Source organism: Streptomyces venezuelae ATCC 10712 (genome assembly GCF_008639165.1).
Lineage (GTDB): Bacteria > Actinomycetota > Actinomycetes > Streptomycetales > Streptomycetaceae > Streptomyces > Streptomyces venezuelae.
In genome coordinates this window covers 1,186,361-1,212,105 of record NZ_CP029197.1, presented here as the reverse complement: position 1 = coordinate 1,212,105, position 25,745 = coordinate 1,186,361, and the positions used below count along the sequence as shown (strand labels likewise).

At 71.6% G+C, this 25,745-nt stretch carries 25 protein-coding genes; 11 read left to right on the top strand and 14 right to left on the bottom strand.

Translation table 11 applies throughout. The annotated features are described in order from the left end of the window. Nucleotides 1-24 precede the first annotated feature (24 nt). From DEJ43_RS05235 to DEJ43_RS05210, 6 genes are read right to left on the bottom strand one after another with little or no spacing between them, the layout of a single operon-like run. Nucleotides 25-681: a contact-dependent growth inhibition system immunity protein gene (locus DEJ43_RS05235; protein WP_015032273.1), complete on the bottom strand. Its 657-nt coding sequence runs from the start codon at nt 679-681 to the stop codon at nt 25-27. A gap of 16 nt (nt 682-697) precedes the next feature. After that, complete coding sequence (locus tag DEJ43_RS05230; protein ID WP_015032272.1) at nt 698-997, bottom strand: RNase A-like domain-containing protein; 300 nt, start codon at nt 995-997, stop codon at nt 698-700. Further along, a complete protein-coding gene (locus DEJ43_RS05225) occupies nt 991-1,734 on the bottom strand; it encodes a hypothetical protein (protein WP_015032271.1) in 744 nt (247 codons plus the stop codon). Before DEJ43_RS05225 ends, DEJ43_RS05230 begins: the two co-directional genes overlap by 7 nt. Nucleotides 1,735-1,754: 20 nt before the next feature. Beyond that, on the bottom strand, nt 1,755-3,581 hold the full coding sequence (locus DEJ43_RS05220; RefSeq protein WP_015032270.1) for an RNase A-like domain-containing protein: 1,827 nt from the start codon (nt 3,579-3,581) through the stop codon (nt 1,755-1,757). Then, nucleotides 3,581-3,883: a WXG100 family type VII secretion target gene (locus DEJ43_RS05215; protein WP_015032269.1), complete on the bottom strand. Its 303-nt coding sequence runs from the start codon at nt 3,881-3,883 to the stop codon at nt 3,581-3,583. The genes DEJ43_RS05220 and DEJ43_RS05215 overlap by 1 nt, the downstream gene beginning before the upstream one ends. 14 nt (nt 3,884-3,897) lie before the next feature. Further along, nucleotides 3,898-4,311: a WXG100 family type VII secretion target gene (locus DEJ43_RS05210; RefSeq protein ID WP_041662135.1), complete on the bottom strand. Its 414-nt coding sequence runs from the start codon at nt 4,309-4,311 to the stop codon at nt 3,898-3,900. A gap of 351 nt (nt 4,312-4,662) precedes the next feature. Here DEJ43_RS05210 and rpe point away from each other — a divergent pair, with 351 nt between their 5' ends. The 5 genes from rpe (at nt 4,663) to DEJ43_RS05185 (ending at nt 8,929) form a co-directional block, all read left to right on the top strand. Continuing rightward, entirely contained in the window at nt 4,663-5,346 is a 684-nt protein-coding gene (rpe, locus tag DEJ43_RS05205) for a ribulose-phosphate 3-epimerase (RefSeq protein ID WP_015032267.1), read from the top strand. Nucleotides 5,347-5,499: 153 nt separating this feature from the next. Beyond that, complete coding sequence (locus DEJ43_RS05200; protein WP_181399460.1) at nt 5,500-6,549, top strand: sugar-binding transcriptional regulator; 1,050 nt, start codon at nt 5,500-5,502, stop codon at nt 6,547-6,549. A gap of 55 nt (nt 6,550-6,604) precedes the next feature. After that, complete coding sequence (locus tag DEJ43_RS05195) at nt 6,605-7,060, top strand: guanyl-specific ribonuclease (RefSeq protein WP_015032265.1); 456 nt, start codon at nt 6,605-6,607, stop codon at nt 7,058-7,060. After that, nucleotides 7,050-7,385: a barstar family protein gene (locus DEJ43_RS05190; protein ID WP_015032264.1), complete on the top strand. Its 336-nt coding sequence runs from the start codon at nt 7,050-7,052 to the stop codon at nt 7,383-7,385. Before DEJ43_RS05195 ends, DEJ43_RS05190 begins: the two co-directional genes overlap by 11 nt. 101 nt (nt 7,386-7,486) lie before the next feature. Next, nucleotides 7,487-8,929, top strand: a complete 1,443-nt coding sequence (locus DEJ43_RS05185; RefSeq protein WP_181399459.1) for a GuaB1 family IMP dehydrogenase-related protein — start codon at nt 7,487-7,489, stop codon at nt 8,927-8,929. A 123-nt stretch (nt 8,930-9,052) separates the two neighbouring features. On the opposite strand, the gene DEJ43_RS05180 is transcribed toward DEJ43_RS05185, so the two are convergent. Then, the gene (locus DEJ43_RS05180) at nt 9,053-10,042 is read right to left on the bottom strand and encodes a GDSL-type esterase/lipase family protein (RefSeq protein WP_015032262.1); all 990 of its coding nucleotides are present in this window, start codon (nt 10,040-10,042) and stop codon (nt 9,053-9,055) included. A gap of 364 nt (nt 10,043-10,406) precedes the next feature. Between DEJ43_RS05180 and DEJ43_RS05175 the strand changes: the two genes are divergently transcribed. Both DEJ43_RS05175 and DEJ43_RS05170 read left to right on the top strand, forming a co-directional pair. After that, nucleotides 10,407-11,894 (top strand): amino acid permease, encoded by a 1,488-nt coding sequence (locus DEJ43_RS05175; protein WP_015032261.1) that lies wholly within the window; start codon nt 10,407-10,409, stop codon nt 11,892-11,894. A gap of 10 nt (nt 11,895-11,904) precedes the next feature. Further along, entirely contained in the window at nt 11,905-12,360 is a 456-nt protein-coding gene (locus DEJ43_RS05170) for an Lrp/AsnC family transcriptional regulator (RefSeq protein ID WP_015032260.1), read from the top strand. 7 nt (nt 12,361-12,367) lie between these two features. Here DEJ43_RS05170 and DEJ43_RS05165 read toward each other — a convergent pair whose 3' ends face one another. After that, nucleotides 12,368-12,949, bottom strand: a complete 582-nt coding sequence (locus DEJ43_RS05165) for a hypothetical protein (RefSeq protein WP_015032259.1) — start codon at nt 12,947-12,949, stop codon at nt 12,368-12,370. Nucleotides 12,950-13,226: 277 nt separating this feature from the next. On the opposite strand from DEJ43_RS05165, the gene DEJ43_RS05160 reads away from it, so the two are divergent. Together DEJ43_RS05160 and DEJ43_RS05155 are read left to right on the top strand one after the other, a co-directional pair. Continuing rightward, nucleotides 13,227-14,033 (top strand): carbon-nitrogen hydrolase family protein, encoded by an 807-nt coding sequence (locus DEJ43_RS05160; protein ID WP_015032258.1) that lies wholly within the window; start codon nt 13,227-13,229, stop codon nt 14,031-14,033. A gap of 59 nt (nt 14,034-14,092) precedes the next feature. Beyond that, a complete protein-coding gene (locus DEJ43_RS05155; RefSeq protein ID WP_015032257.1) occupies nt 14,093-15,790 on the top strand; it encodes a flavin monoamine oxidase family protein in 1,698 nt (565 codons plus the stop codon). A 28-nt stretch (nt 15,791-15,818) separates the two neighbouring features. On the opposite strand, the gene DEJ43_RS05150 is transcribed toward DEJ43_RS05155, so the two are convergent. From DEJ43_RS05150 to DEJ43_RS05140, 3 genes are all read right to left on the bottom strand, one after another. After that, nucleotides 15,819-16,514 carry a DUF5995 family protein gene (locus DEJ43_RS05150; RefSeq protein WP_015032256.1) on the bottom strand — a complete coding sequence of 232 codons (696 nt, stop codon included), beginning with the start codon at nt 16,512-16,514 and terminating at the stop codon, nt 15,819-15,821. 73 nt (nt 16,515-16,587) lie between these two features. Beyond that, nucleotides 16,588-17,988 (bottom strand): uracil-xanthine permease family protein, encoded by a 1,401-nt coding sequence (locus DEJ43_RS05145; protein ID WP_015032255.1) that lies wholly within the window; start codon nt 17,986-17,988, stop codon nt 16,588-16,590. Nucleotides 17,989-18,098: 110 nt separating this feature from the next. Further along, complete coding sequence (locus tag DEJ43_RS05140; RefSeq protein WP_015032254.1) at nt 18,099-19,322, bottom strand: MFS transporter; 1,224 nt, start codon at nt 19,320-19,322, stop codon at nt 18,099-18,101. 129 nt (nt 19,323-19,451) lie between these two features. Here DEJ43_RS05140 and DEJ43_RS05135 point away from each other — a divergent pair, with 129 nt between their 5' ends. Further along, entirely contained in the window at nt 19,452-20,642 is a 1,191-nt protein-coding gene (locus DEJ43_RS05135; RefSeq protein ID WP_071891157.1) for an ROK family transcriptional regulator, read from the top strand. A gap of 55 nt (nt 20,643-20,697) precedes the next feature. On the opposite strand, the gene DEJ43_RS05130 is transcribed toward DEJ43_RS05135, so the two are convergent. Then, complete coding sequence (locus DEJ43_RS05130) at nt 20,698-21,351, bottom strand: DUF1326 domain-containing protein (protein WP_041662129.1); 654 nt, start codon at nt 21,349-21,351, stop codon at nt 20,698-20,700. Between the two features lie 118 nt (nt 21,352-21,469). Here DEJ43_RS05130 and DEJ43_RS05125 point away from each other — a divergent pair, with 118 nt between their 5' ends. Next, a complete protein-coding gene (locus DEJ43_RS05125) occupies nt 21,470-22,333 on the top strand; it encodes a DUF2182 domain-containing protein (protein ID WP_015032250.1) in 864 nt (287 codons plus the stop codon). Between the two features lie 33 nt (nt 22,334-22,366). Here DEJ43_RS05125 and DEJ43_RS05120 read toward each other — a convergent pair whose 3' ends face one another. Next, complete coding sequence (locus DEJ43_RS05120; protein WP_015032249.1) at nt 22,367-23,107, bottom strand: SDR family oxidoreductase; 741 nt, start codon at nt 23,105-23,107, stop codon at nt 22,367-22,369. A 171-nt stretch (nt 23,108-23,278) separates the two neighbouring features. After that, complete coding sequence (locus tag DEJ43_RS05115) at nt 23,279-25,660, bottom strand: chitinase C-terminal domain-containing protein (RefSeq protein ID WP_015032248.1); 2,382 nt, start codon at nt 25,658-25,660, stop codon at nt 23,279-23,281. Nucleotides 25,661-25,745: the final 85 nt, after the last annotated feature.

Below are 25,745 nucleotides of genomic sequence, written 5' to 3'. Positions count from 1 at the left end.
ACTGACCCGTCCCGGCTGGCCGGGTCAGCCCCGCAGGGTGTCCTCGGCGATCGCCATCAGCCACGCGCCGTGCGTGTACGGGACGGGCGGGTCCACCTCGAGACCCAGCTGGGCCAGCCCGTACGCGTAGTCCGCCTCGTCGAGCCGCAGGGCCAGCAGCTCGTGCACCTCTCCGCAGAGCCGCGCCACCAGCGACCGCTCGGTGCCCTCCAGGTAGTCGCGCAGGGCCTGCTCGTGGTCCTCGAACTCCTCCCCGAAGTCCTGCGAGAACCAGCCGCCGAGCAGCTGCCCGAGCTCGGGGAACCGGGCCTGCCACTCCCAGCGGGTGCGGGGCGGCCCGGGCGGCGGCATGTCGCCCTCCGCCAGGCAGCGCCGCAGGTGCCCGGCGACGGTGAGCAGCCACGGCTGGATCAGCGGCCCGTCGAGTCCCGGGTCGGGCAGCGGGTAGACCTCCCCGAGGCGCAGCCGCAGCGGCCCCGGGGGATGGCGGGCGTACTCGCGCAGCTGGCTCTCCGCGATGCCGATCGCCCATGGGCGGGTGTGCCAGGTGAGCCGCAGATAGGCGGTCAGGGCCTCGCTGGGCTTCTCCTCGGTGTCGTCGGCGGGCTGACCGGCGTACGCGCGGAGCACCTGGTCCATCTCGCCGTACCGGTGGTCGTGCTGGAGAGGGGTCAGCGGCATCGGAGGCGTTCTCCTGTCACGGAAGGATCGGGAAGGTGGCGTGCACGGTGAACCCGAGCGCGCTGTCCGGGGCCCGCTTCAGCACCACCCGGGCCGCCCGCACGTCCACCGGCGGGTGGCCGGCCAGCATCGTCGCCTGCGGCAGGACCTGGCCCACCGGCTCCGCGCGGGAGGGCCAGTGCGCCTCGATGGTGAGCCGCTCCCGGTCTGCCCGGGTCAGCCACCGGTGCACCAGCTGCTCGTTCTGCGAGACCACCGCCTGGGTGGCCCATTGGGCGGTCTCCCGGTCGGGGTAGGTGGCGGAACGCGTCAGCACGGGGGCTCCTCTCGGCCGCCGGTCCAGGTCACGGGACCGTGCTCCCGGCGCAGATGGGTGGTCAGGGTGTCGGAGATCAGGGTCAGCCAGGCGGACCAGGAGCGGTGCGATCCGGAGCCCAGGCCGAGGTCGCGGGCGAAGAAGCGGCGGAGGGTGTCGTCGTCCTGGAAGAGGGCGAGGGCTTCGGCGCACTCGGCGACGACGGGCGGGAGCCGCCAGGGGCAGGTGCCGCGCTCGTGCCAGTACGTGACGTAGAGGCCGATCCCGTCGACGTCGGACACCTCTTCCTCCAGGGCGATGCCGTCCTGGCCGAAGTACAGGTCGAGCATGCCGCTGAGCAGCGGGAACCGCTGGGCCAGCTCCCAGGCGGTCGGGACGGCGGCGGCGAGTTTGGGGTTCATGCCGGCCTGCCACCCGTCGACGTACGCGGCGATGTCCAGGAACATCGCCGGCTCGCCGCCGGCACCTGAGCGGGCGGCCAGCTCCCGCAGGTCGTCGGGGATGCGTGCGGCCGCCTCCCCGCCCGCGGCGAGCGCGTTCGCGATGGCCCGCATCTCCGCGGCCGCCTCGTACACCGTCAGACCGCCCCGCTCGGACCGGTCCCAGAGGAACCGCAGCGGGGCCTCCAGCGCGGCCTCCCGGGCCGCCCGGTCGACGGGTACGCCGGGGGTGGTGCGGGGAAAGAACGGGGCGAGGAGGCCGCGCGCGGCCGCGAAGCGGAGGTGATCCTTGTGCACGAGGGGGATTCCTGACGGTGCTAGGGCTTGTCCGGGAAGGCGGTGACGACGATGAACGGGGGCTGTCGTCCGTCGTCGGTGAACTGGAGACGGACCTTCACATTGTGTACGGGGGAGGCCGCGCCGGAGGGGCTGTCCACGGTGACGCCCGTGACGGCCGGTGAGAAGTCGACCGTGAACACGTACTGGCCGTTCACGTCGGCCAGGATCTTCTGTGCGATCTGGGTCGTCTGCCGGTCGATGGCCGTCTGGACGTAACTCTGCGCGCTGGTGAGGTCGTAGAAGGAGGAGGCGGACGGCGGACTGGCATCGCGCATGCGCCGTTGCAGCTGCTCGGGGGTCAGGCCCACGTGCCGGTCGATGGCGTGCGCGGTCTGGTTGCCGACCTTCATGTCCTCCTGGTTCGCCAGGTCGATCGGGTACCGGTGGTTCGTCTTCGGATCCCCGGGGACCGTCCAGTTGTGCGTGGTTTCGTAACCCTCGATGGTGCGTGCGCCGACGGTCTGGGCGCGGGCTTCCTCGGCCTGGTAGCTGGGGACGCTCCGCCGGGCCTCGTCCAGTACGGGTCTGAAGGCGTTCAGCTGATCGGCGAGCTGGTGGGTGTTGTTGTTGTACTTGTCCACACCCGCGTTGAGCTTGCCTTCGTCCAGGTTGTCGAGGAACTGCTTGGCGAGTCCCGCCGGCCCGCCGAGCAGCAGTGAACCGACGTCCTTGAGGAAGTCCTTGACGCTGTCCAGCTCCATGCACTCCTTGGCGGCCTGGAGGTACTCCTTCTCGATCACGTCGCGGATGTCCTCCACCTCCTTGGTGAACAGCTGGAGGATGTCGGCGATCTTCCACGCGATGTCGATCAGGATCTGGAGTACGGGCGTGCGGGCCTGGTTCGCCGTGGGGTGCTTCCAGTCGTACCCCTGGGCGACCGGGCTCGGGGCGTTCTTGCCCCAGGAGGCGGTGCCCCAGAGGCTCGCGGTGAACTGGTGCATGGCCGCCTGCCATTCCACCGCCGCCGCGTCCGGGTTCCTCAGGTAGGCGATCGCGTCGTCCAGGTTCTTGCCGGACTCCTTGGCGTCGTTCGAGATCTGCCGCCAGGCGTCCCGGACCTTCGGCAGTTCGAGGTCGTCGCCGCCCGGGGTGATCTGGCCGACCTTCCCGTGGTTGAGGGCCTTGTCCATGGCCTCGCGGATCAGGCCCTGGATGGCGTTGCCGATCTCCCCGAGGACCTTGTTGATGATCCGCTCGGCGAAGTTGCCGCCGCCGCCCCCGGTGCGCCAGCCGAGGTACGGCGCCTTGCCGTACGAGGGCGGGGTCCGGATCACGTCCGGTACGGGTTTCAGGCTGGTGGGGGTGCCGAGGGCCGGATTGGAGGCGTACTCGGCCTTGACGTAGTTGTTCGCCGTGATGGTCAGGCCGGCCGAGACGCCTCCGACGGCGGCCACGGCGGCGGCCCACACCTCCAGGTAGCGGCCGGAGATGTCGTCGTAGGCCCTCTCGAACGCCTCCGGGCCCGAGCCGACCCCGCACACCCGCTCGTGGCCCTCCAGGGTGCTGAGCAGTCTCCTCGGGCCTTTGTCGAACGCCGTCTGGTGGTTCCGTATGAGGTACGAGGTGTACCAGACGTGCATCGGATCGACGTCGAAGCCGCCCGCGTAGGCTCCCGGGTCCACCGACGGCTTGAGGTCCTGGACCTGCTTGTTCGGGTCCGGTGGGGGCTGTCCCTGGGAGATGTCCTTGCCCTGGGGGTCGTACAGCTTGCCCGGCGAGGGGGACGGGACCGCCGGCACGTTCGGCTGGCCGTTGCCGTTGCCGTTCCCGCTGCCTCCGCCCGGCGGCGGTGGTAACAGGCTCATCAGGCGGCCCCCCAGCCGCGCAGGACCGCCTGGTGGGCCGCGGAGTAGTTGGCGTGGGCGGTGGTCACCGCGCTGTGCAGCCACTTCTGTGTGGCCTTGAGGTCCTCCATGTCCGCGGACCACCGGTCCAGGGTGATCATGAATTCCTCGCGGGCCTCGCCCTGCCAGCCGAGCACCACCCGCTCGGTGCGCGTGTACAGCTGGGCCAGCTGCTCGTTCAGCTTCCGGAGGATGTCCTCGAGCTCCCCGGCCATCGCCTGCAGTGCGGTGATGTCCACGGCTATGCGATCGTCGCCCGCCACGTCCGTTCCTCCCCCTACAGGTCTTCGATACGGCTGCGCGGTACGGGCCCGGGCTCGGTGACCGGTGTGCCCGGCGGCGCCTGGAGGGCTTCCGCCTCCCGCGCTATGTCGACCTGGCTCTGGGCCTTGCGCAGCCGGGACAGGACCTCCAGCTCCTGCTCGGTGAACCCGTCCCTGCTGAGCCGGACCGCCTCCTCCAGGAGCCGTAGCCCCTCCCGGATGCGTACGGCGTCCTGCGCGGCCTCGATGTGCAGGGTCCGGTAGGCGTCTCCCGTGGTTCCGTGCCAGCGGGCCTGGATCCGGTCCACGATCCCGTCCATGCGCTGCACCTGGAGGTTCAGGTGGCGCTGCATGGCGTCGAGGTCGTCGGCGAGCCGGGTCAGCCCGTCGTCCTCGGGTACGCGCAGATCAGGGTTGTGCACCGTCATGCCGGCCCCCACCGTTCCCTCGGTCGCACGACGCCCCGTCGTGCGCTGCAACCTACAATTCGACATAGAGGGAAGGAAGTTGATAAGCAGTCAGGTGGGAAACGCGCGCTGGCGGGAACTCGTCGCGGCTGAGCGCGGGGGCCGTCAGCCCGCGCTCGTGCTGGCCGAAATGGCATATGCCGAGTCGGGGCCCCTGTCGCCCCCTGTGCCGCCCGACCCCTCGATCGGCTGACCGTATTGTTCCGGTCCGTCCTGGTCCCGGACTCGTGGGTTCGTACCGAAAATGGTCTGGACCGCAACCGAAACCGCTCGGCGGCAAAGAAGTGGCCAAGAACGTGGGACGCTAGGCGCATGGCGCAGATCAACCCCAGCATCCTGTCCGCGGACTTCGCCCGGCTCGCCGATGAGGCCAAGGCCGTCGACGGGGCCGACTGGCTGCACGTAGACGTGATGGACAACCACTTCGTGCCCAACCTGACCCTGGGCGTCCCGATCGTGGAGTCGCTCGCCCGCGCGACCGACACCCCCCTCGACTGCCACCTGATGATCGAGGACCCCGACCGCTGGGCGCCCCAGTACGTCGAGGCGGGCGCCGGTTCGGTGACGTTCCACGTCGAGGCGGCAGCCGCGCCCGTCCGGCTGGCGCGCGAGATCCGGGCCAAGGGGGCGCGGGCGTCGATGGCGCTCAAGCCCGCCACGCCCATCGAGCCGTACGAGGACCTGCTCCCCGAGCTCGACATGCTGCTGATCATGACCGTCGAGCCCGGCTTCGGCGGGCAGGCCTTCCTCGACATCATGCTGCCGAAGATCCGCCGCACCCGTGAGCTGATCTCCAAGCACGGCCTGGAGCTGTGGCTGCAGGTCGACGGCGGGGTCGCCGAGTCCACCATCGAGCGGTGCGCCGAGGCCGGCGCCGATGTGTTCGTGGCGGGCTCCGCGGTCTACGGGGCGGCCGACCCGGCCGCCGCCGTGGCCTCGCTGCGGGCCCGCGCGGAGGCCGTCACGGCCACCGCCCCGTGGGCGTGTGGCCACTGAGCCTCCGGCGGATGAACGCGGTCCGTCGGGCCGCCGACAGGACTGATCAAGGCTCGCGGGATCTGACAGGATGGACAGCGAGTCCAGAGTGTGAACGACAGCGGTACGCGAACAGCGGTACGTGAACGTCGGTCGGTACGTGAACAGCGGTACGTGAACAGCAGTGAGGAGATCGCGGTGGCGGGTATGTCGGCGGGACGGTCAGCCCTGCGGATGGGCCCCGCGGAGCTGGTGCAGGCGGCGGCCATGGCCCGCCGTTTCTACCTGGAGGGCAAGTCCAAGATCCAGATCGCCGAGGAGTTCGGCGTGAGCCGCTTCAAGGTGGCCCGGGTCCTGGAGACCGCCCTGGAGCGCGACCTCGTACGCATCGAGATCCGCGTGCCGGCCGAGCTGGACGCCGAGCGCTCCGACGCGCTCCGCGCCCGCTACGGGCTGCGCCACGCCGTCGTCGTCGAGTCCCCGGCGGAGGGCGAGGACGAGTCGCCCGACCCGGAGAACCTCGGCGAGGTCGCGGCCGACCTGCTCGGCGAGCTGGTCACCGAGGGCGACGTCCTCGGCCTGGCCTGGGGCCGCTCCACCATCCACATGGCGGCCGCGCTCGACCGGCTGCCCCCGTGCACGGTCGTGCAGCTCACCGGGGTGTACGACGCCGGGACCGCCGAGCGTGGCTCGGTCGAGGCGGTACGCCGCGCCGCCCAGGTCTCGGGCGGCGAGGCCCACCCGATCTACGCCCCCATGCTGCTGCCCGACCCGGCGACGGCCGCCGCGCTGCGCAGCCAGACCGGCATCGCGCGGGCCTTCGAGTACTTCGACAAGGTGACCGTCGCCTGTGTCTCCATCGGCTCCTGGGAGCCGGGCATCTCCACCGTCCACGACATGCTCTCGGACGAGGAGCGCGCCCACTACGCCTCGCTCGGCGTCGCCGCCGAGATGTCCGCGCACCTCTTCGACGCCGAGGGCCGCCGGGTCGGCCGCGACCTGGGTGAGCGCTGCATCACCGTCGAGGCGGACCGGCTGCGCCGGATCCCCGAGGTCGTCGCGATCGCGGGCGGCCAGCGCAAGGCGGCGGCGATCGGCGCGGTGCTCCGCTCCGGGCTCGTCACCAGCCTGGTGACCGACCGCGCGGCCGCGGACTACCTGCTCACCGAATCCAGCCCGGGCACCCACCCGGCGCTCGACCGGACGGACCCGGACGGCAGCTGACGGAACACCGCTCGATCAAGGGGCCGGAGCCATCCCGTAACGGTATGTTCGGGACATGTTGCTCCGGCCCCTGCGCGTGCTCCTCGCGCTCGTCCTGTGCGTCCTCGTGGCCGGGTGCTCCTCGGCGAGCGGCGGCGCCGAGCCCGGCGCCTCGGGCCGCACCACCGCCGCGACCGCGACCGCCACCGCGCCCGCCGACGCCGCCGCGCCCACCGGGACCTCCGGGCTGCCCACCGTGCGGGCCGCCGACCTGCCGCCCGAGGCGCGGCGGACACTGGCCCTCATCGAGCAGGGCGGCCCCTTCCCGTACGCCAAGGACGGCAGCGTCTTCTCGAACTTCGAGCGGGTCCTGCCCCGCGAGAAGCGCGGGTACTACCGCGAGTACACCGTGCGGACCCCCGGCGAGCGCGACCGCGGGGCGCGCCGGATCGTCACCGGGCGCGGCGGCGAGATCTACTGGACCGACGACCACTACGAGACCTTCCGGGAGGTGATCACGGATGAGAACTGACGCCCCCGTCGTCCTCGACCTGACCGGCGTCACCGACAAGGCCGGCCTCATGGACCGGTGCTCCGTCGCGCTCGCCCTGCCCGACTGGTTCGGCCGCAACTGGGACGCCCTCGCCGACTGCCTCACCGACCTCCCCGAGCCGGTCACCCTCGTCGTCACCGGCTGGCAGGAGTACGCCAGGACGCGGCCCCGCGAGTGGGCCACCGCCCAGGACGTCTTCGCCACGGCCGTCGACGAGCGCCCCACCCGCCTCGCGGTCCTCCTCTCCCTCGGGGCGTATTCGGAGGATCCGACGAACCCTCTGCCGCGAGCCTCGGATGATTAGCCCGGGACTGGTATGCGTACCGGCGTGGGACAATGAACTACGTGCTTTTTCCCCTGGCTGAAATGCCTAGGGGCCGATCCGAACGACTGGGATGTCAGCACGTGCGTTTCCTCAATGACGTCAAGCCGCCCTACGACCTGACGTACGACGATGTATTCATGGTGCCGAGCCGCTCGGCCGTGGGTTCCCGCCAGGCGGTGGACCTCTCCTCCCCGGACGGTTCCGGGACGACGATCCCGCTGGTCGTGGCCAACATGACCGCCATCGCCGGCCGCCGCATGGCCGAGACCGTCGCCCGCCGCGGCGGACTCGTCGTCATCCCGCAGGACATTCCGATCGAGGTCGTCACCGACGTCATCTCGTGGGTCAAGAGCCGCCACCACGTGCTCGACACCCCGATCGTCCTTGAGCCGCACCAGACCGTCGCCGACGCGCTCTCCCTGCTGCCGAAGCGGGCCCACGACGCCGGTGTCGTCGTCGACGAGAACCGCCGCCCCGTGGGCGTCGTCACCGACGCCGACCTCTCCGGCGTGGACCGCTTCACCCAGCTCTCCGAGGTCATGTCCAAGGACCTGCTGCTCCTGGACGCCGACATCGACCCGCGCGAGGCGTTCAACACCCTCGACGCCGCCAACCGCCGCTACGCCCCGGCGGTCGACGCCGACGGCAAGCTGGTCGGCATCCTCACCCGCAAGGGCGCGCTGCGCGCGACCCTCTACAGCCCCGCCGTCGACAAGAACGGCCGGCTGCGCATCGCGGCCGCCGTCGGCATCAACGGTGACGTGGCGGGCAAGGCCAAGCAGCTCCTCGACGCGGGCGTCGACACCCTCGTCATCGACACCGCGCACGGCCACCAGGAGTCGATGATCAGCGCGATCCGGACCGTTCGGGCGCTCGACCCGCAGGTCCCGATCGTCGCGGGCAACATCGTCGCCGCCGAGGGCGTCAAGGACCTCATCGAGGCGGGCGCCGACATCATCAAGGTCGGCGTCGGCCCCGGTGCCATGTGCACCACCCGCATGATGACCGGTGTCGGCCGCCCGCAGTTCTCGGCCGTCCTGGAGTGCGCCGCCGAGGCCAAGAAGTACGGCAAGCACGTCTGGGCCGACGGCGGTGTCCGTCACCCGCGTGACGTCGCCATGGCGCTCGCCGCCGGCGCGTCCAACGTCATGATCGGCTCCTGGTTCGCCGGCACCTACGAGTCCCCGGGCGACCTCCAGCACGACGCCCAGGGCCGCGCGTACAAGGAGTCCTTCGGCATGGCCTCGGCGCGTGCCGTACGGAACCGTACGAGCGACGAGTCCGCCTACGACCGCGCCCGCAAGGCGCTGTTCGAGGAGGGCATCTCCACCTCGCGCATGTTCCTCGACCCCCAGCGTCCGGGCGTCGAGGACCTGATCGACTCGATCATCGCGGGCGTCCGCTCCTCCTGCACCTACGCCGGTGCCGGCTCGCTCGCCGAGTTCGAGGAGAAGTCCGTGGTCGGCATCCAGTCCGCCGCCGGCTACGCCGAGGGCAAGCCGCTGCACGCCAGCTGGAGCTAGTCCCGTCACGTCGCGACCACAGCGGGCCCCCGGGAGATCCCTCCCGGGGGCCCGCTGCCGTTCCGTAAGGCCGCCACAGGGGCCCGGGGGCCGCGGAGGGCCCCTGACACGGCCCGAGGGCGTCTACCTCGGCAGGACGTCCCTGAGGGCCTCCGCGACCGCCGTCGCGATCCTGGCGTGGCCGGCGTCGTTGGGGTGGAGACCGTCCGCCAGGTGCTCCGGGCCCAGCAGGGGCCGCCCCGGGAGGACCAGGAGGTGGTCGTCGCCCTCGGACGCCAGGTCGCGGGCCGCGCGTTCCATGGCGCGGCGCAGCTCCGTGAGGGTCGCTCCGAGGGCGTTGCGGGTGTGCTCGGCCTCGGGGCGCAGGACGGGGGAGACGACCAGCAGCGGGGTCTTCGGGTGGCCCCGGCGGACCAGGCCGACGAAGGCCCGCACGGTGGCGTAGAGCCAGTCGGCCGTCGCGGGCACGGTGGACCAGCAGTTGGTGCCGAAGGCGAGGGTGATCAGCTCGCCGGGGAGCCGTGACAGGTGCTCGGCGAGCGGGAGCTCGCCGCGGGCCCCGCCCGCGTACCCGAGGTTGACCGGGTCGAGGCCGAGCAGCCGGCCCGCCGTGGCGGGCCAGGAGTGGGCGGGGCGGGTCGACCACCAGCCCTCGGTGATCGAGTCGCCGTGGACCAGCCAGCGGGGCCGCGCCGGGGCGGGGGAGAGGGTCCCGCCGAGGGCCCGGACGGCGAGCGGCACGGGTGCCTGGCCCTCCGGGAGGTGGACGGTGAAGACCCCGCCGGCCGGCGGCAGCGGGAGCGTGACGGTGGCCTCGGCGGCCGGGGCGGCGCAGGTCTCGCCGACCAGGCGCGTACCGCTCCAGAGGGCGAAGCAGTGCCGGAGTCCGGCCAGCGGGTCGCCCGGTTCGGGGACGTCGGCCCGGTAGCGCAGCTGTACCGCGCGCGTCCCGGGCGAGGCGGTGAACTCGACGCGTACGCCGATGGGCAGCGCGGCCCGTTCGGCGATGTCCCAGGGCAGCCGCTCCAGGTCGTCGGGGTCGGCGCGGACGGGCCGGTTCCCGTCGAGCCAGGCGGTGCCGCGCAGGAACGGTGCCGGGTCGGTCCAGCCCACCGGTCCTCCGATCGTGGGGTCGTTCCGCCGGTTGGTCGAGGGCTCGCAGCGTGGTTCATGGGGCACAAGGAGTCAATGCGCGCGCGGACGGCGGTTCACACCCGTTCGTATCCCCCATGGGTGGATTCATGCAGGGGGGCGCAATGTTTCCCCGTCTGTTCCGGAAGAGCGCAATGATCATCCGGCAGTGCGCAACAACCCTGCATTACGAGTGCGAACCCCGGACCCTTAGGCTCGTGCCTCGTACCAGGAGTGGCGGGGACCGCCTGCTCGGCGGTTCCTTCCCCACGCGGGCTCTTTTGTCATGCTCGCGTACCGCCGTGGTTCCCGTCACGACGACAGGCAGCGATAAGGAGCCTCCGCAGTGCTGGACCACGGCGCAGCCCCACCGGTCGACGAAACGGCCCCCCGCAAGACCTCCGCCCTCGGCGCAATCAGCCGGCGCAAGCCGGTGGAGCAGCTGGTCGCGGAGGGTGGGCAGGGCGAAGGCGGCAATCTCCGCCGCTCGCTCTCCATGTGGCAGCTGACCATGATCAGCATCGGTGCGACGCTCGGCACCGGCATCTTCGTCGTCCTCGGCGACGCCGTTCCGAAGGCCGGCCCCGCGGTCACCATCGCGTTCGTCATCGCCGGTCTCACCGCCCTCTTCTCCGCCCTCTCGTACGCCGAGCTGGCGGGCTCCATACCGGTCGCCGGGTCCTCGTACTCGTACGCTTACGCAACGATGGGTGAACTCGTCGCCTGGGTCTGCGGCTGGTGCCTGGTCCTGGAGTACGGCGTCTCCGTCGCCGCCGTGGCGGTCGGCTGGGGCGAGTACCTCAACGAACTGCTCGACGGCACGATCGGCGTCACCATCCCGGACGTGCTCTCCTCGGCCCCGGGCGAGGGCGGGATCATCAACCTGCCCGGCCTGATCGTCGTGATGCTCGCCATGGTGTTCCTGCTCGGCGGCGCCCGCGAGTCCGCCGTGGTCAACACGATCATGGTCGTCGTGAAGATCGCCGCGCTCGTCCTCTTCTGCGCCATCGGCTTCATGGGCTTCAAGTCCGGCAACTACAAGGACTTCATGCCGCTCGGCACCGCGGGCGTCAGCGCCGCAGGAGCGAGCCTCTTCTTCTCGTACATCGGCTTCGACGCCGCCTCCACGGCCGGCGAGGAGGCCAAGAACCCCAAGCGCGACCTGCCCCGCGCGATCATGCTCTCGCTGATCATCGTCACCGCGCTCTACGTGCTCGTCGCCGCCGTCGCGGTCGGCGCCTGGAACTGGAAGCAGTTCGACGGCTCCGAGGCCACCCTGGCCGCGATCATGAACGACGTCACCGGCCAGACCTTCTGGGGCACCCTGCTCGCCGCCGGCGCCGTCATCTCCATCGCCAGCGTCGTCCTCACCGTGCTCTACGGCCAGACCCGCGTCCTCTTCGCCATGTCCCGCGACGGCCTGGTGCCGAAGGCCTTCGCCAAGGTCAGCGCCAAGACCGGCACCCCGCGCGTCAACACGGTGATCGTCTCCGTCTTCTGCGGCGCCCTCGCCTCGGTCATCCCGCTGGGCAAGCTCGTCGACGCCACCAGCATCGGCACCCTCTTCGCCTTCGGCCTGGTGAACATCGCCGTCATCGTGCTCCGCTACACCCGCCCCGACATGCCGCGCACCTTCAAGGTGGCGTTCGGTCCGGTCTTCCCCGTCCTGGGCTTCCTCTTCTGCGCGTACAACATGTTCAGCCTCGACGCCGTCACCTGGGTGGTCTTCGGTTGCTGGATGGCCGCGGGACTCGTGTTCTACTTCCTGTACGGCATGCGCCGCTCCCGACTGGCCTCGGGGCCGGCCCTGGCAGAGACCCCGGCAGAGAAGTGATCCACCCGTAGTGCGACTCAACGACCTCGACGAACGCATCGTCCACGCCCTCGCGGAAGACGCCCGCCGCAGCTACGCCGACATCGGCTCGCTCGTCGGACTCTCCGCCCCCGCCGTGAAACGGCGTGTGGACCGGCTCCGGGCCGAGGGCGCCATCACCGGCTTCACCGTACGGGTGGACCCGGCGGCGCTCGGCTGGGAGACCGAGGGCTTCGTCGAGATCTACTGCCGCCACAACACCTCGCCGGACGACATCCGGCGAGGTCTGGAGCGGTATCCCGAGGTGGTGTCCGCGTCGACCGTCACCGGTGACGCGGACGCCGTCGTCCAGGTCTTCGCCTCGGACATGCGCCACTTCGAGCGGGTCCTGGAGCGGATCGCGGGCGAGCCCTTCGTGGAGCGCACCAAGTCCGTCCTGGTGCTCTCGCCGCTGCTGCGGCGCTTCTCCTCGGGCTCGCCGGCCTGACCGGTCCTCAGTTGTAGGGGATCTCCCAGGGCACCACCCGGAAGTCCCCCGAACCGGCCTTCACCCGCTCGAACGGCGCGGGGCTGCTGCACGGGCTGACGTCCTCCTTCTCCGGGTCCACGGCCAGCCAGCTGTACCCCAGCCGGTCGCGCCGGCCCAGGTCGTGGACGGAGACGCCGACCCGCCGGTCCTTGAACTCCGGCACATCGGTCTCGATCACCCGGCCCGTCACCACGGCCACCTTCCCGCCGGTGGTCAGGCAGTCGACCTTCACCAGCGCGTAGCCGCCCTTCCCCTGGGTGTAGTGGCTGAACCGGAAGGTGCCCGTCGCGGCCTTCGGGTCCTTGACGTCCTTCGCGGCCAGGTGCGCGTCGAAGGTGAACGTGATGTCGTCATCGGCCGGAGCGGGCCGGTAGAGCTTGGCCGTGCCGGTCAGCGCGGCGGCCTCCGCGACGGGGGACTTCGAGACGACTGCCGACGCCGCCGCCGGCGCGGGCGCGTCGTCCGCCGAGGCGACGGCGACACCGCCCGCCCCCAGGGTGAGCAGAACGGCGGCGGCGACGGCGGCGATCTTCGTACGACGGTTCATGGCCTCTCGGTCCTTTCGGCAGGTCAACCGGACGACCACCACTCTTCCGCGGCGCCCGCCGCGGGGCGTCGCGCCGCAGGACGGTTCCGCCTCCGCCGCGCGGCGGGGGACCCCTGCGACCCCGGGTGGAGCCGTACGCAATGAATCGCCGCCCGAACGGGCGATCGCGCAACGGTTCGACGGTCGGTCCGCAACGCTGCCGTCTTGTCCCGGCCGAGCGCGAAACCGTACCGTTTTTGACGTCTTCCCCCTGAACTCCGACCCCCGAGGATCACGCATGCCCGCGCTGCGCACCGCCCTGCTCCAGAGCTCCGGCGAACTCGGTGACGTGGCCGCCAACCTCAAGATCCTCGACGAGGCGGCCGGCCGCGCCGCCGCCGCCGGAGCGGGCCTGCTGCTCGCCCCCGAGCTCTTCCTCACCGGGTACGCCATCGGCGCCGACATGGCCCGCCTGGCCGAGCCGGCCGACGGCCCCTCCGCCCGCGCCGTCGCCGCGATCGCCGTCCGCCACGGCCTGGCCGTCGGCTACGGCTACCCGGAGCGGGACACCGGGCAGCACGGCGTCCTGTACAACGCCGCGCAGCTCATCGGCGCGGACGGCGAGCCGCTGGCGCGGTACCGGAAGACCCATCTGTTCGGGGACTTCGAGCTGAAGTGGTTCACCCCGGGTGACACCGCCGTCGTCCAGGCCGAGCTCCACGGGCTCACCGTCGGCATGATGATCTGCTACGACGTCGAGTTCCCGGAGAACGTCCGGGCGCACGCGCTGGCCGGTACGGACCTCCTCCTCGTACCGACCGCGCTCATGCACCCCGCCGAGGTCGTACCGCTCTCGGTGGTGCCGGTCCGCGCCTTCGAGAACCAGCTGTACATCGCGTACGCCAACCGGACCGGCCCCGAGGGCGACTTCGAGTTCGTCGGCCTCTCCACCCTCGCGGGCCCCGACGGCACCGCCCGGGCCCGCGCCGGGCGCGGCGAGGACCTCGTCCTCGGCGACGTCGACCCGGCCCTCCTCGCGGCCTCCCGCCAGGAGAACCCCTACCTCCGCGACCGGCGCCCGGGGCTGTACGGCTCCCTCGTCTGAACCGCCCCCGCCCTCCCCGCCTGCTCTCTTTCTCCACCCGTGCAAGGAGTCCGTACCCCATGACGTCCACGGTGCCCACGACCGCCGTCCCCCACAGCGACGGCCAGCCGCCGATCACCATGTTCGGTCCGGACTTCCCGTACGCCTACGACGACTTCCTGGCCCACCCGGCCGGGCTCGGCCAGATACCCGCGACCGAGCACGGCACCGAGGTCGCCGTCATCGGCGGCGGGCTCTCCGGCATCATCGCGGCCTACGAGCTGATGAAGATGGGCCTCAAGCCCGTCGTCTACGAGGCCGACCAGATCGGTGGCCGGCTGCGTACCGTCGGCTTCGAGGGCACCGCCACCGAGGGCCTCACCGCCGAGATGGGCGCCATGCGCTTCCCGCCCTCCTCGACCGCCCTCCAGCACTACATCGACCTGGTCGGCCTGGAGACCACGCCGTTCCCGAACCCGCTGGCCGAGTCGACCCCGTCGACCGTCGTCGACCTGAAGGGCGAGTCGCACTACGCCACCACCGTCGACGACCTCCCGCAGGTCTACCGCGACGTGATGAACGCGTGGAACGCCTGCCTCGACGAGGGCGCCGACTTCTCCGACATGAACCAGGCCATGCGCGAGCGCGACGTCCCGCGCATCCGCGAGATCTGGTCCAGGCTCGTCGAGAAGCTCGACAACCAGACCTTCTACGGCTTCCTCTGCGAGTCGGAGTCCTTCAAGTCCTTCCGGCACCGCGAGATCTTCGGTCAGGTCGGCTTCGGCACCGGCGGCTGGGACACCGACTTCCCCAACTCCATCCTGGAGATCCTCCGGGTCGTCTACACCGAGGCCGACGACCACCACCGCGGCATCGTGGGCGGCTCGCAGCAGCTGCCGCTGCGCCTGTGGGAGCGCGAGCCGGAGAAGATCGTCCACTGGGCGCAGGGCACCTCGCTCAGCTCCCTCCACGGGGGCACGCCCAAGCCGGCCGTGACCCGCCTCAACCGGACCGCCGGGAACCGCATCACGGTCACCGACGCCTCCGGCGACATCCGCACCTACCAGGCGGCGATCTTCACCGCCCAGTCCTGGATGCTGCTCTCCAAGATCGCCTGCGACGACTCGCTCTTCCCGATCGACCACTGGACGGCGATCGAGCGCACCCACTACATGGAGTCCTCGAAGCTGTTCGTGCCCGTCGACCGGCCGTTCTGGCTGGACAAGGACGAGGAGACCGGCCGGGACGTCATGTCGATGACGCTGACCGACCGGATGACCCGCGGCACGTACCTCCTGGACGACGGCCCGGACAAGCCGGCCACCATCTGCCTCTCGTACACCTGGTGCGACGACAGCCTGAAGTGGCTGCCGCTCTCGGCGAACGAGCGGATGGAGGTCATGCTGAAGTCGCTCGGCGAGATCTACCCCAAGGTCGACATCCGGAAGCACATCATCGGCAACCCGGTGACGGTCTCCTGGGAGAACGAGCCCTACTTCATGGGCGCGTTCAAGGCGAACCTGCCCGGTCACTACCGCTACCAGCGGCGCCTGTTCACCCACTTCATGCAGGACCGGCTGCCCGAGGACAAGCGGGGCATCTTCCTCGCGGGCGACGACATCTCGTGGACGGCCGGCTGGGCCGAGGGCGCGGTGCAGACGGCGCTCAACGCGGTCTGGGGCGTGATGCACCACTTCGGCGGCGCCACCGACGCCACCAACCCGGGCCCGGGCGACGTGTACGACGAGATCGCGCCGGTCGAGCTGCCGGAGGACTGAGTCCCCGCCTCTCCCCGTCCCTCGGGGATCAGGGCCTGGTCAGGGGCGTGAGCAGCATCCGTCCCACCAGGCCCACCGACCGGTCGAGGCGTTCGGTGAACTCCTCGGCCAGGTCGGGCAGGCCGCGCAGCTGCCACAGCGAGCGCGCGGCCAGCCAGGCCCCGTCGCGGGCCCGGTCGAGGCTCCAGCAGCCGAGCAGATGCGTCAGCGGGTCCGCGATCTCCAGGAGGTCCGGGCCCGGCATCAGTTCCTCCCGGATGCGCTCCTCCAGGAGGACGAGGATGTCGCCGACCCGGTCGAAGTCGTCCTCCAGGTCGGCGGGCGCGCAGTCCAGCTCGCGGCAGGTGTCGACGACGGCGAGGGCCAGGTCGTGCCCGATGTGGGCGTTGATCCCGGCCAGCGCGAACTGCAGCGGCCGTACGCCGGGATGCCGGCGGTAGTGGAACAGGGGCCGCCAGCAGGCGGGGGCGGGGCGGCCGGCGGCCGCGGCGTCGACCGCCGTCAGATAGCGCTCCGCGAACCGTACGTCGAGGGTGGCGGCGGCCCGCCGGTCGGCGAAGCCGCCGGCGTCGAGGACGTGGCCGATCTCCTCGGTGACGGTCAGGTAGACCCGGTTGAAGACGGCCACCCCGTCGGCGGGGTGCCAGCCCGCGCGGAGTGCCCGCATCCGGTCCACCACGGGGTCGACGGCCAGGAACGGTCCGAGCTGCTGGGTCTGCGCCATGCGGGCAGGCTCCCAGCCGCCGGGCCCGGGAGGGAACTTCTCGGGCCCGGCTTACCCAGAACGGGCGAATCCCTCAGTTCTTCGACAGCGGTTCCTCGCCGGACGTGCTCTCGTACGAGCTGGTGCCGGAGTCCAGGAGCGGCTCCTGGCTCTTCAGGTGGGCCGGGGCGAAGGCCCGCAGCACGTGGTAGCCGGTGATGACGACGATCGTGCCGAGCGCGATGCCGCCGAGCTCGAAGGTGTCGGTGAAGGTCAGCTTCACGCCTCCGACGCCGATGATGATGCCGGCGGCGGCCGGGACCAGGTTGAGCGGGTTGCGCAGGTCGACCTTGGCGTTGATCCAGATCTGGGCACCGAGCAGGCCGATCATGCCGTACAGGATCACGGTGATGCCGCCGAGGACGCCGCCGGGGATCGCGGCGACGACCGCGCCGAACTTCGGGCAGAGCCCGAAGAGCAGGGCGAAGCCGGCGGCGGCCCAGTAGGCGGCCGTCGAGTAGACCCGGGTGGCCGCCATGACGCCGATGTTCTCGGAGTACGTGGTGTTCGGCGGGCCGCCCACGGCCGTGGAGAGCATCGAGGCGGCGCCGTCGGCGGCGATCGCGGTGCCGAGCTGGTCGTCGAGCGGCTTGCCGGTCATCTCGCCGACGGCCTTGACGTGTCCGGCGTTCTCGGCGATCAGGGCGATGACGACGGGCAGCGCGACGAGGATCGCGGACCACTCGAAGCTCGGCCCGTGGAACGAGGGCAGGCCGATCCAGTCGGCCTTGGAGACGCCGGAGAGGTCGAGCCGCCAGTGGTCGGTGATCTGACCGCTCGCCGACATCGAGTTGATCTTCCCGAAGGCCAGGTCGAAGATCCACGAGATGCCGTAGCCGAAGATCAGCCCGAGGAAGATCGCGATCCGGGACCAGAAGCCGCGCAGACAGACGACCGCGAGGCCGGTGAACAGCATCACGAGGAGCGCCGTCCACTGGTCCTGCGGCCAGTACGTCGCCGCCGTCACCGGAGCCAGGTTGAAGCCGATCAGCATGACGACGGCGCCGGTCACGATCGGCGGCATCGCCGCGTGGATGATCCGGGCGCCGAACTTCCGGACCGCGAGACCGGCGAGGAAGAGCACCGCGCCGACGACGAGGACCGCGCCGGTCACCGTGGCGCTGCTGCCGCCGGAGGCCCGGATGGCGGCGGCGACACCGACGAAGGAGAGCGAGCAGCCCAGGTAGGAGGGGACGGTGCCGCGGGTCGCGAGGAGGAAGATCGCGGTCGCGAAACCGGACATCATGATCGCGAGGTTGGGGTCGAGACCCATGAGGACCGGCGCCACGAACGACGCCCCGAACATCGCGACCACGTGCTGGGCGCCGAGGCCGACCGTACGGGGCCAGGAGAGCCGTTCGTCCGGGCGGACGACGGCTCCGGGAGCGGGTGTCTTCCCGTCGCCGTGCAAGGTCCAGCGCACGCCGAGGTTCATGAGGTCGCTCCCGTTCTCCGGTTCCGGCGGCCGTGTCATGACCGCAAAAGATCAGCCACATGGTATGCGCCGCCGGGGGCCCCGGACGCGCGTCCGGGGCCCGGGCCGCGTCACCCCACCGGGCCCGGGGCCTTCTCCGGAGCCGCCTTCGCCCCCGCGGTCTCGCCCCCGCCGGCGCCGCCGGACCTGAGCACCCCCGCGCCGAGGACGAGACCCAGGGCGAGCAGGGTGACCAGGCCGAACGAGAAGACCAGCGAGGTCGCGTCCGCGATGCCGCCGATCGCCGAGGGCGCGATGAGCCCCGAGGTGTACGTGATGGTGGCGACGCCCGCGATGGCCTGGCTGGGGTTCGGGCCGCTGCGCCCGGCCGCGGCGAAGGCCAGCGGGACGACGACCGCGACCCCGAGCCCGATGAGGCCGAATCCGGCCATGGCGAGGGCGGCGTGCGGGGCGAGGACGACCAGGACCCCGCCGAGGGTGGCGACGGCGCCCCCGACCCGTACCGTACGGACCGCTCCGAAGCGGTCCACGACCCGGTCACCGGCCAGCCGTGCCACGGTCATCGTCAGTGCGAAGGCGGTCGTGGAGGCGGCCGCGAGCCCGGCGGAGGTGCCCAGCTCGTCCCGGAGGTAGACGGCCGACCAGTCCAGGCTGGCGCCCTCCGCGAACACCGCGCAGAAGCCGACCGCGCCGATGACCAGCGCGGACTTCGGCGGCAGCGAGAAGCGCGGGGGCGCCTCCTCGTCCGGGGTGCTGCGCATGTCGAGCACGCCCTGGCAGAAGAGCAGGCCGAGGGCGGTCAGGACCAGGGCCGCGATCAGGTGGTGCAGGCGGGCGTCGCCGCCGAGGTGGGCGGCGACCGTGCCGGCCGCCGAGCCGATCAGGGCGCCCGCGCTCCACATGCCGTGCAGGCTCGACATGATGGACTTGCCGAGCCGGTTCTCGGTCTCGACCCCCAGCGCGTTCATCGCCACGTCGGACATGCCGGCCGTCGCGCCGTACACGAAGAGCGCGGCGCACAGCCCCCAGACGTTGGGGGCGAGCGAGGGCAGCGTCAGGGCGAGCGTCCACAGCGTGAGCAGACCGCGCAGCGCGGTCCGGGCGCCGAAGCGGTGCGAGACGGCCCCGGCGAGCGGCATCGCGAGCGAGGCGCCGAGGGCGGGGAAGGCGAGCGCGAGCCCGAGCTGTCCGGCGCTCACGCCCGCGTGCTCCTGGATCCAGGGGATGCGGGTCGCGAAACTGCCGGTCACGGAGCCGTGGACGCAGAACACGGCGGCGACGGCGAAGCGCGCCCGCCGCAGACGTTCGGTGCTGGTGACGGTCTCCGCCGCCATGGGGCCCTCCCTGGGTGTGGTGGTGTGGCGCTGCCGGGTGGCGTGGGCGGTAAACTATCAGGAACCCTGCCTGATAAATAGACCGCAGAACGGCGACCCCCACCGGAGCCCGTCTGAGAGGATCGCCGCATGGCCGCATCCCCGAGCACCGCACGAGCCATCAACGACCGGGTCGCCCTGCGACTGCTCCAGGACGAAGGCCCGTTGACGGCCACTCAGCTCAAGAACCTCACCGGACTCTCCCGGCCCACCGTCGCCGACCTCGTCGAGCGGCTCCAGGGCTCCGGACTCGTCCACGTCGTGGGGGAGTCCGGAGCCGTACGCCGGGGCCCCAACGCCAAGCTGTACGGGATCGTCGCCGACCGCGCCCACCTCGCCGCGCTCGACGTCCGCACCAGCTCCGTCTCCGTCACCGTCGCCGACCTGCTCGGCACCACGCTCGCGGAGGCCTCCGTACCCGTCGGCGACGACCACGGCACCGGTCCCGCCGTCGAGAAGGCCGTCGCCCTCCTGGAACGGACCGTGAAGGAGGCGGGCGCCGACCGGCTGCACACCGTGGCCGTCGGCGCTCCCGGCCTCATCGACCCGGCCAGCGGCGAGCTGCGCGACTCCACCGGCCTGCCCGCCTGGCACCGCAGGCTCGTCGGCGTCCTCCAGGAGCGGCTGCCCGCCCAGGTCCTCGTCGAGAACGAGACCAACCTCGCCGCCTTCGCCGAACTCCGCGAAGGCGCGGCCCGGGACCGCGAGGACTTCGTCCTCCTCTGGCTCGGCCAGGGCGTCGGCGCCGCGGTCGTCCTCGACGGCAGACTCCGCCGGGGAGCCTCCGGCGGCGCCGGCGAGATCGGCTTCCTGCCGGTGCCGGGCACCTCGGGGCTCCCTTCGGCCACCGGCTGCGACGGCGGATTCCACGAACTGGCCTGCGCCTCCGCCGTCGGCACCCTGGCCGCCGCCCACGGCCTCGACCCGGCCGAGGCGCTCCCCACGGGCCACGGAGCGGTCCTCGACGCGGACCAGGCAGCCGGTCCCGACGCGGACCACGCCGCCTTCCTCGACGCGCTGGCCGCGCGCCTCGCCGTCGGCGCGGCGGCGGTCGTCTCCGTCCTCGACCCCGGCTGCGTGGTCCTCGGTGGGGAGACCGGCCACCACGGCGGCGCCGCGCTGGCCGCCCGGGTGGACGCGGTCCTCGCGTCCCTCTCCCCGCTCCGTACGGAGGTCAGACCGAGCACCCTGGGCGACGCGGCGGTCCTGCGCGGCGCCCTCCTGCTCGCCCGCGACGCGGCCCAGGACGCCCTCTTCGGCCCACCGGCGACGGGGGTCTAGAAGGAGCGGCGTGCCGGGCCCGTCGTTCGGATCGGGTCGGCCGGCGCGTCGGGTGTCACGGGCCCGTCCAGTCGAACGGGATGTGCTTGCTCGACTGGCCGTCCCTGCTCCACTCGAAGCCGAAGGCGTCGGCGTGGTTCCGCCGGGCGCGGCCCCAGGTCACGACCTGGCCGGGCCCGGTCTCCGAACCCGGCATGTTCACCGACTGCACCCGCGTGCCCTCCGGCGTCGTCGGACCGTCCAGGGCGTCCCCGCTCGCCTCGACCCGGCCGGGCACGACCGCCCGCCAGCTCGACAGGTCGTCCGCGACCTCGACCTCGACCGGGGCGTACTCCATGCCGCGCATCTCCGCGCCGAACATCGCGCCGAACTGGGCCGGCCAGCTTCCCGCCTGCCCGCCGAAGATCATCTGCAGCGCCTCGCGCTGGCTGCTGTCCGCGCGCTCGTCGAGGAAGACCGCGGCGTACGGTTCGGAGTGCTTACCGGCCCACACGTTGCCGACGAAGGACGCGAGCATCAGCACGTTCAGACCGTCCAGTGACACGTCCCCATAACGGCCGTCACGGATGTGCCAGGCCAGCACGCCGTCGCACTCGCCGTACGTGGGCCGCTGCGCGAACGTGCAGGGGCAGGGCACATCGCACCGGCAGGTGTCGAACCAGTCTCCCGTGACGTGCCACTTCGGAACCGTCGCCGTCGTCCCGGACATCACGCCCGCCTCCTCGCACAACCCTCCCCTTCGATTCTCCGCCTCCTTCCCGGGCGGTGCCATCGGGCGTCCGGCCGTCCGTCGCGCGCCCCGTCGGCCGCTGTGCTGAGCTGGAAGGGTGCGGTTCGACCGGAAGGCCCTCGCTCCGCCCCTGAGACCGGCGAATCTGCTGTCGCCGAGGGAACTCGCACTCGCCTGGTCCCTGATGGCAGCCCTCGCGGTGCTCGCCTGGGTGCTGGTGGTCGCGCAGGCGCACGACATGGGGATCGAGCCCGGCACCATGGGCATGGGCGTCCCGCTGTTCCTGCTGCTGTGGCTGATCATGATGATCGCCATGATGTTCCCGTCCGTGGCGCCGGTCGCCGTCACCTGGGCCCGGGCCATCGGCCGCCGGTCGACCGGCCTCGCCCGCGCGTCCCGGCTGACCCAGTTCGTGGCCGGCTACCTGCTGGTCTGGACGGCCTTCGGACTGCTCGCGTACGGACTCCTGGCCCTCACCGGCGACCTGGTGGCGGACCACCCCGACGCCGGGCGCTGGATCGGCGCCTCGGCGTTCCTGCTCGCGGGGCTGCACCAGCTCGGCCCGCTGAAGACGGTCTGCCTGCGGCACTGCCGCAGCCCCATGGGCACGCTCGTGCGGTACGCCGGCTTCCGGCCCTGGGCCCGGGACCTGAGGGTCGGGCTGCACCACGGTCTGTACTGCCTGGGCTGCTGCTGGGGGCTGATGATCGTCCTCGTACCGCTCGGCGTCATGAACGTCCTGGCGATGGCGGCGCTCGCGGCGGTGATCTTCGTGGAGAAGCTGTGGCGGTTCGGCCCGGCCCTCTCGCTGGTCGTCGGCGTCGCGTTCCTGGTGCTCGCCGTCCTGTCCCTGTTCCAGGGCTGGCCGCTGCCGGGCCTTGAGGAACCGGCGGGCCCGATGACGGAGACCGACATGGCGCCGGGCACGGGCCACGACCGGTGGGGGCCGGTCAGCGGCTGACGCGCCGGTGGCCGGGCGGAGCCGACGGCCCGGTCAGCGGCTGAAGCGTCGCGTCAGGAACTCGTCGAAGGTCACGCGGCCCACCGTCCGCTCCGGCGCCAGGTGCTCGCCGCGCCGCAGGCCCCGGTAGGTCCCGCCCGGCAAGGGGACCTCCACCAGGCGGCGCCGGCGTCCGGCCGCCCGCAGATAGGAGCCGGCGAGATCGGGAAGGGTGCGGATCTCGGGGCCGCCCATGTCCTCGACCCGGCCCACCGGCGGCCCCGCGGCCAGTTCGGCGAGGCGCGCGGCCGCCTCCGTCACCTCCAGCGGCTGGGCCCGCAGGTCCTTGGGCAGCGGCATCACGGGCGGCTTGGCGAGGCCCTGGAACAGCTGGAGGAGCAGGTCGTGGAACTGGGTGGTGCGCAGCAGCGTCCAGCCGATGCCCGAGGCCTGGATCATGCGCTCCACCGCGTACTTGGTACGGAAGTAGTCGAGCGGCACCCGGTCGACGCCGACGATCGAGACGTACAACAGGTGGGGTACGGCGGTCCGGCGCGTGGCGTCGATCAGGACGCGGGCGGCGTCCCGGTCGCCGCGCCGGATGTTGCTGCAGTGCACGACCGCGTCCACCCCGTCGAGCGCCCGGTACAGCAGCGACCCGCCCTGTCGCAGGTCCACGGCGTAGGGGAGCGAGTGCCTGCTGAGCACCCGCACCTCGTGGCCGTCCGCCCGCAGCCGCTCGCAGACGGGCCGACCGAGGGTTCCCGTGCCGCCGGTGACCAGGATCGTGCCCATGTCCCCAGCCTGACCCTCCCGGCCCCGGTCCGCACACGCGGACCCGCCGCGCCCCGGCCCCGGTCCGCACACGCGGACGCGCCGCGCCCCGGACAGGGGGGCGCGGCGCGGCGGGAGCCCGGCGGCGGCAAGGGCCGTGAAGTCCGCCGCCGGGGGTTTCTCGGGGGTGCGTCAGCAGGGACCGAGGTCCTTCCAGACGCCCCACTCGCCGGTCGTGCCGGGCGTCTCGTTCTGGGTCCACCACTGGGCCCGGTACTTGCGGCCGTTGTGGGAGACCTCGTTGCCCGAGTTGTAGACCGTGCCGGCCACGTACGCCGGGACCGTGCCGCAGCCGGTGGGCGGCGTGGTCGGGGGCGTGGTCGGCGGGGTCGTCGGGGGAGTCGTCGGCGGGGTGGTGGGAGGCGTGGTGGGCGGGGTGGTCGGCGGGGTCGTCGTGCCCGGCTCCACCACCGTCGTGCCGCGCGCCAGGTCGCCGGCGAGGGCGTACGTCGTGCCGTTGATGTTCACCGTCCAGTTGGAGGGGGTGGACACCGGCAGGTAGTAGTTGAACGCCAGGTCGACCGTGGCGCCCGGGGCCAGCGACTGCCAGGCCGGGAGCTTCAGGGAGACCCGGTGGAAGTCGCCCTTCAGGCCGCCGACGTTGCTGCCCGTGTGGTCGCTGCTGATGACCTTGGTGCCGAAGCCGGACTGGTCGGAGGCGTTGGCCGGGGCCGAGGTGCCGTAGTCGAACTGGAACTCCGTGCCGCCGGGGAGGGCGGTCGCGGTGTTGTTGGTGATCTTGATCTTCGGGGTGATGGGGTAGTTCGAGTCGCCCAGCTTGAACTCGGTGAACTGGGCGTCGATCTTCACGGCCTGGGTCGGCAGCGCCTTGTTCGACTTCTTCGCGCCGTACGGGGTGGCCGCCTTGAACTTGTCGTACATCAGCGAGGTGAGCGTGGAGCCCATCTCGTACTGGCCCTTGGTGGCGTTCCAGGCGTAGTCGCCGGCCATCTCCCAGACCATCGTGCCGCCGATGCCCTTGTTGACCACGTAGTCGGCCTTGGCGGCCACCGACTGCTCGTCCTCGGTGGAGAGGAAGACCTTCTTCTGCGCGTTCCACAGCCACGGCGCGACCAGGGTCGAGTCGTACTTGCGGGCGTAGGTGCCGGTCAGGGTGGTGTTCGCCGGGAAGCCGTACTGCGTGACGTAGTCGCCGACGATCCCCTTCTCGAGGTTCTTGGCGTGCCACATCGGGTTGGAGCCGGCGGGCGACTCGACGCCGTTGGTGTCCTTGTCGTGCCACAGGTTGTCGATGCCGGTGGCGCCGTCACCGCACTTGGTCAGGCCGGCGCCGGCCGGGCAGGTGGTCGCGGTGGCCTTGCCCCACAGACCGTCGGTGCCGCCCTGCACGTTCTTGTGACCGCGGGTGTAGTAGGGCAGGCCGATGTTGATGCGGCCGGCCGGCATCGAGCCGCGGAAGTAGTGGTACGCCCAGTCGGTGTTGAGGTAGCCGATGTTGCCGTACTGCGCCGAGCCGTAGACGTTGGCGGCGGCGAGCTCGCCGTCCTTGCCGTCGTCGAAGAGGGAGGCGTTGGGCCCGACGTATTCGTTCCAGGCGCCGTGCAGGTCGTAGGACATGATGTTGACGTAGTCCAGATACTTCTGCATCTGGAAGGTCTCCATGCCGCGCAGCAGGTAGCCGGAGGAGGGGGCGGCGACGGTGAGCAGGTAGTGCTTGCCGTCGGTGGCGCCCGCCGTGTCCAGCTTCTCGCGCAGGGACTTCATGAGGGCGGCGTAGCCCTGCACGAGTCCGGCGCGGCGCGCGTTGGCGAGCTGCCAGTCGAGCGGGTTGCCGGCGTCCTTCATGGTCGTCGGGTACTCGTAGTCGATGTCGACGCCGTTGAACCCGTACTTCCGGATGAAGTCGACGGCCGAGGCGGCGAAGGTGTCGATCCCGGCCTGGTTGACCGAACCGTCGGCGTTGGTGGCCATCGAGTAGAAGCCGCCGGAGTTGACCCGGTCGCCGTTGTCCGCGAAGTAGCCGCCGGTCTCGGCCCAGCCGCCGACCGAGATCAGCGTCTTCACGTTCGGGTGCTGCTTCTTGAACTTGTTGAGCAGGTTGAAGTGGCCCTTGTAGGCGTACGCGGGGTCCATCTCGGCTCCGGCGACACCGGGCCAGGTCATCCCGGTGGCCGCGTTGTTGGGACCGTCCGTGCCGACGGAGAGCTTGTTGTCGCCGCCGATGTGCCCGAAGGCGTAGTTGATGTGGGTGATCTTGTCCCACGGGATGTCCTTGGCCAGGTACGCGGGCTGGCCGTTCTTGCCGTCGCGCCAGCCGGTGAAGTAGCCGATGACCCGGCGCTGGTGGTCCGCGCCCATCTTCTCGCGGCCCTCGGTGTCGTAGACCGAGCAGTACGGGACGTCGACGCCGGGGGTCTTGTAGAGCCCGTCGGGGCGACAGGACTCGTTGTCGGCCGCGTACGAGACGCCGCCGGAGAGCGAGCTGAGCAGAAGTCCGGCGACCGCCGCGCCGGAAGCGAGCAGCGAGGCTCTCTTCGTGGTGGGGGACAACACGATCGGTTCCTCCTGGGGAGGTGAAAAAACACAACGAACAAGGGGGTGGGTCGTGTTGGGCCCGTGGAGTGCGCACCCCGCCGGA

Excerpts from the sequence above, each read along its gene's own strand:
- DEJ43_RS05210 (WP_041662135.1), bottom strand. The coding sequence starts at position 4,311 with ATGACGGTGCACAACCCTGATCTGCGCGTACCCGAGGACGACGGGCTG.
- DEJ43_RS05140 (WP_015032254.1), bottom strand. The coding sequence starts at position 19,322 with ATGGCGGCGGAGACCGTCACCAGCACCGAACGTCTGCGGCGGGCGCGC.
- DEJ43_RS05190 (WP_015032264.1), top strand. The coding sequence starts at position 7,050 with ATGAGAACTGACGCCCCCGTCGTCCTCGACCTGACCGGCGTCACCGAC.
- DEJ43_RS05220 (WP_015032270.1), bottom strand. The coding sequence starts at position 3,581 with ATGAGCCTGTTACCACCGCCGCCGGGCGGAGGCAGCGGGAACGGCAAC.
- DEJ43_RS05130 (WP_041662129.1), bottom strand. The coding sequence starts at position 21,351 with ATGTCCGGGACGACGGCGACGGTTCCGAAGTGGCACGTCACGGGAGAC.
- rpe (WP_015032267.1), top strand. The coding sequence starts at position 4,663 with ATGGCGCAGATCAACCCCAGCATCCTGTCCGCGGACTTCGCCCGGCTC.
- DEJ43_RS05165 (WP_015032259.1), bottom strand. The coding sequence starts at position 12,949 with ATGAACCGTCGTACGAAGATCGCCGCCGTCGCCGCCGCCGTTCTGCTC.
- DEJ43_RS05160 (WP_015032258.1), top strand. The coding sequence starts at position 13,227 with ATGCCCGCGCTGCGCACCGCCCTGCTCCAGAGCTCCGGCGAACTCGGT.
- DEJ43_RS05155 (WP_015032257.1), top strand. The coding sequence starts at position 14,093 with ATGACGTCCACGGTGCCCACGACCGCCGTCCCCCACAGCGACGGCCAG.
- DEJ43_RS05195 (WP_015032265.1), top strand. The coding sequence starts at position 6,605 with ATGTTGCTCCGGCCCCTGCGCGTGCTCCTCGCGCTCGTCCTGTGCGTC.
- DEJ43_RS05150 (WP_015032256.1), bottom strand. The coding sequence starts at position 16,514 with ATGGCGCAGACCCAGCAGCTCGGACCGTTCCTGGCCGTCGACCCCGTG.
- DEJ43_RS05145 (WP_015032255.1), bottom strand. The coding sequence starts at position 17,988 with ATGAACCTCGGCGTGCGCTGGACCTTGCACGGCGACGGGAAGACACCC.
- DEJ43_RS05120 (WP_015032249.1), bottom strand. The coding sequence starts at position 23,107 with ATGGGCACGATCCTGGTCACCGGCGGCACGGGAACCCTCGGTCGGCCC.
- DEJ43_RS05235 (WP_015032273.1), bottom strand. The coding sequence starts at position 681 with ATGCCGCTGACCCCTCTCCAGCACGACCACCGGTACGGCGAGATGGAC.
- DEJ43_RS05135 (WP_071891157.1), top strand. The coding sequence starts at position 19,452 with ATGGCCGCATCCCCGAGCACCGCACGAGCCATCAACGACCGGGTCGCC.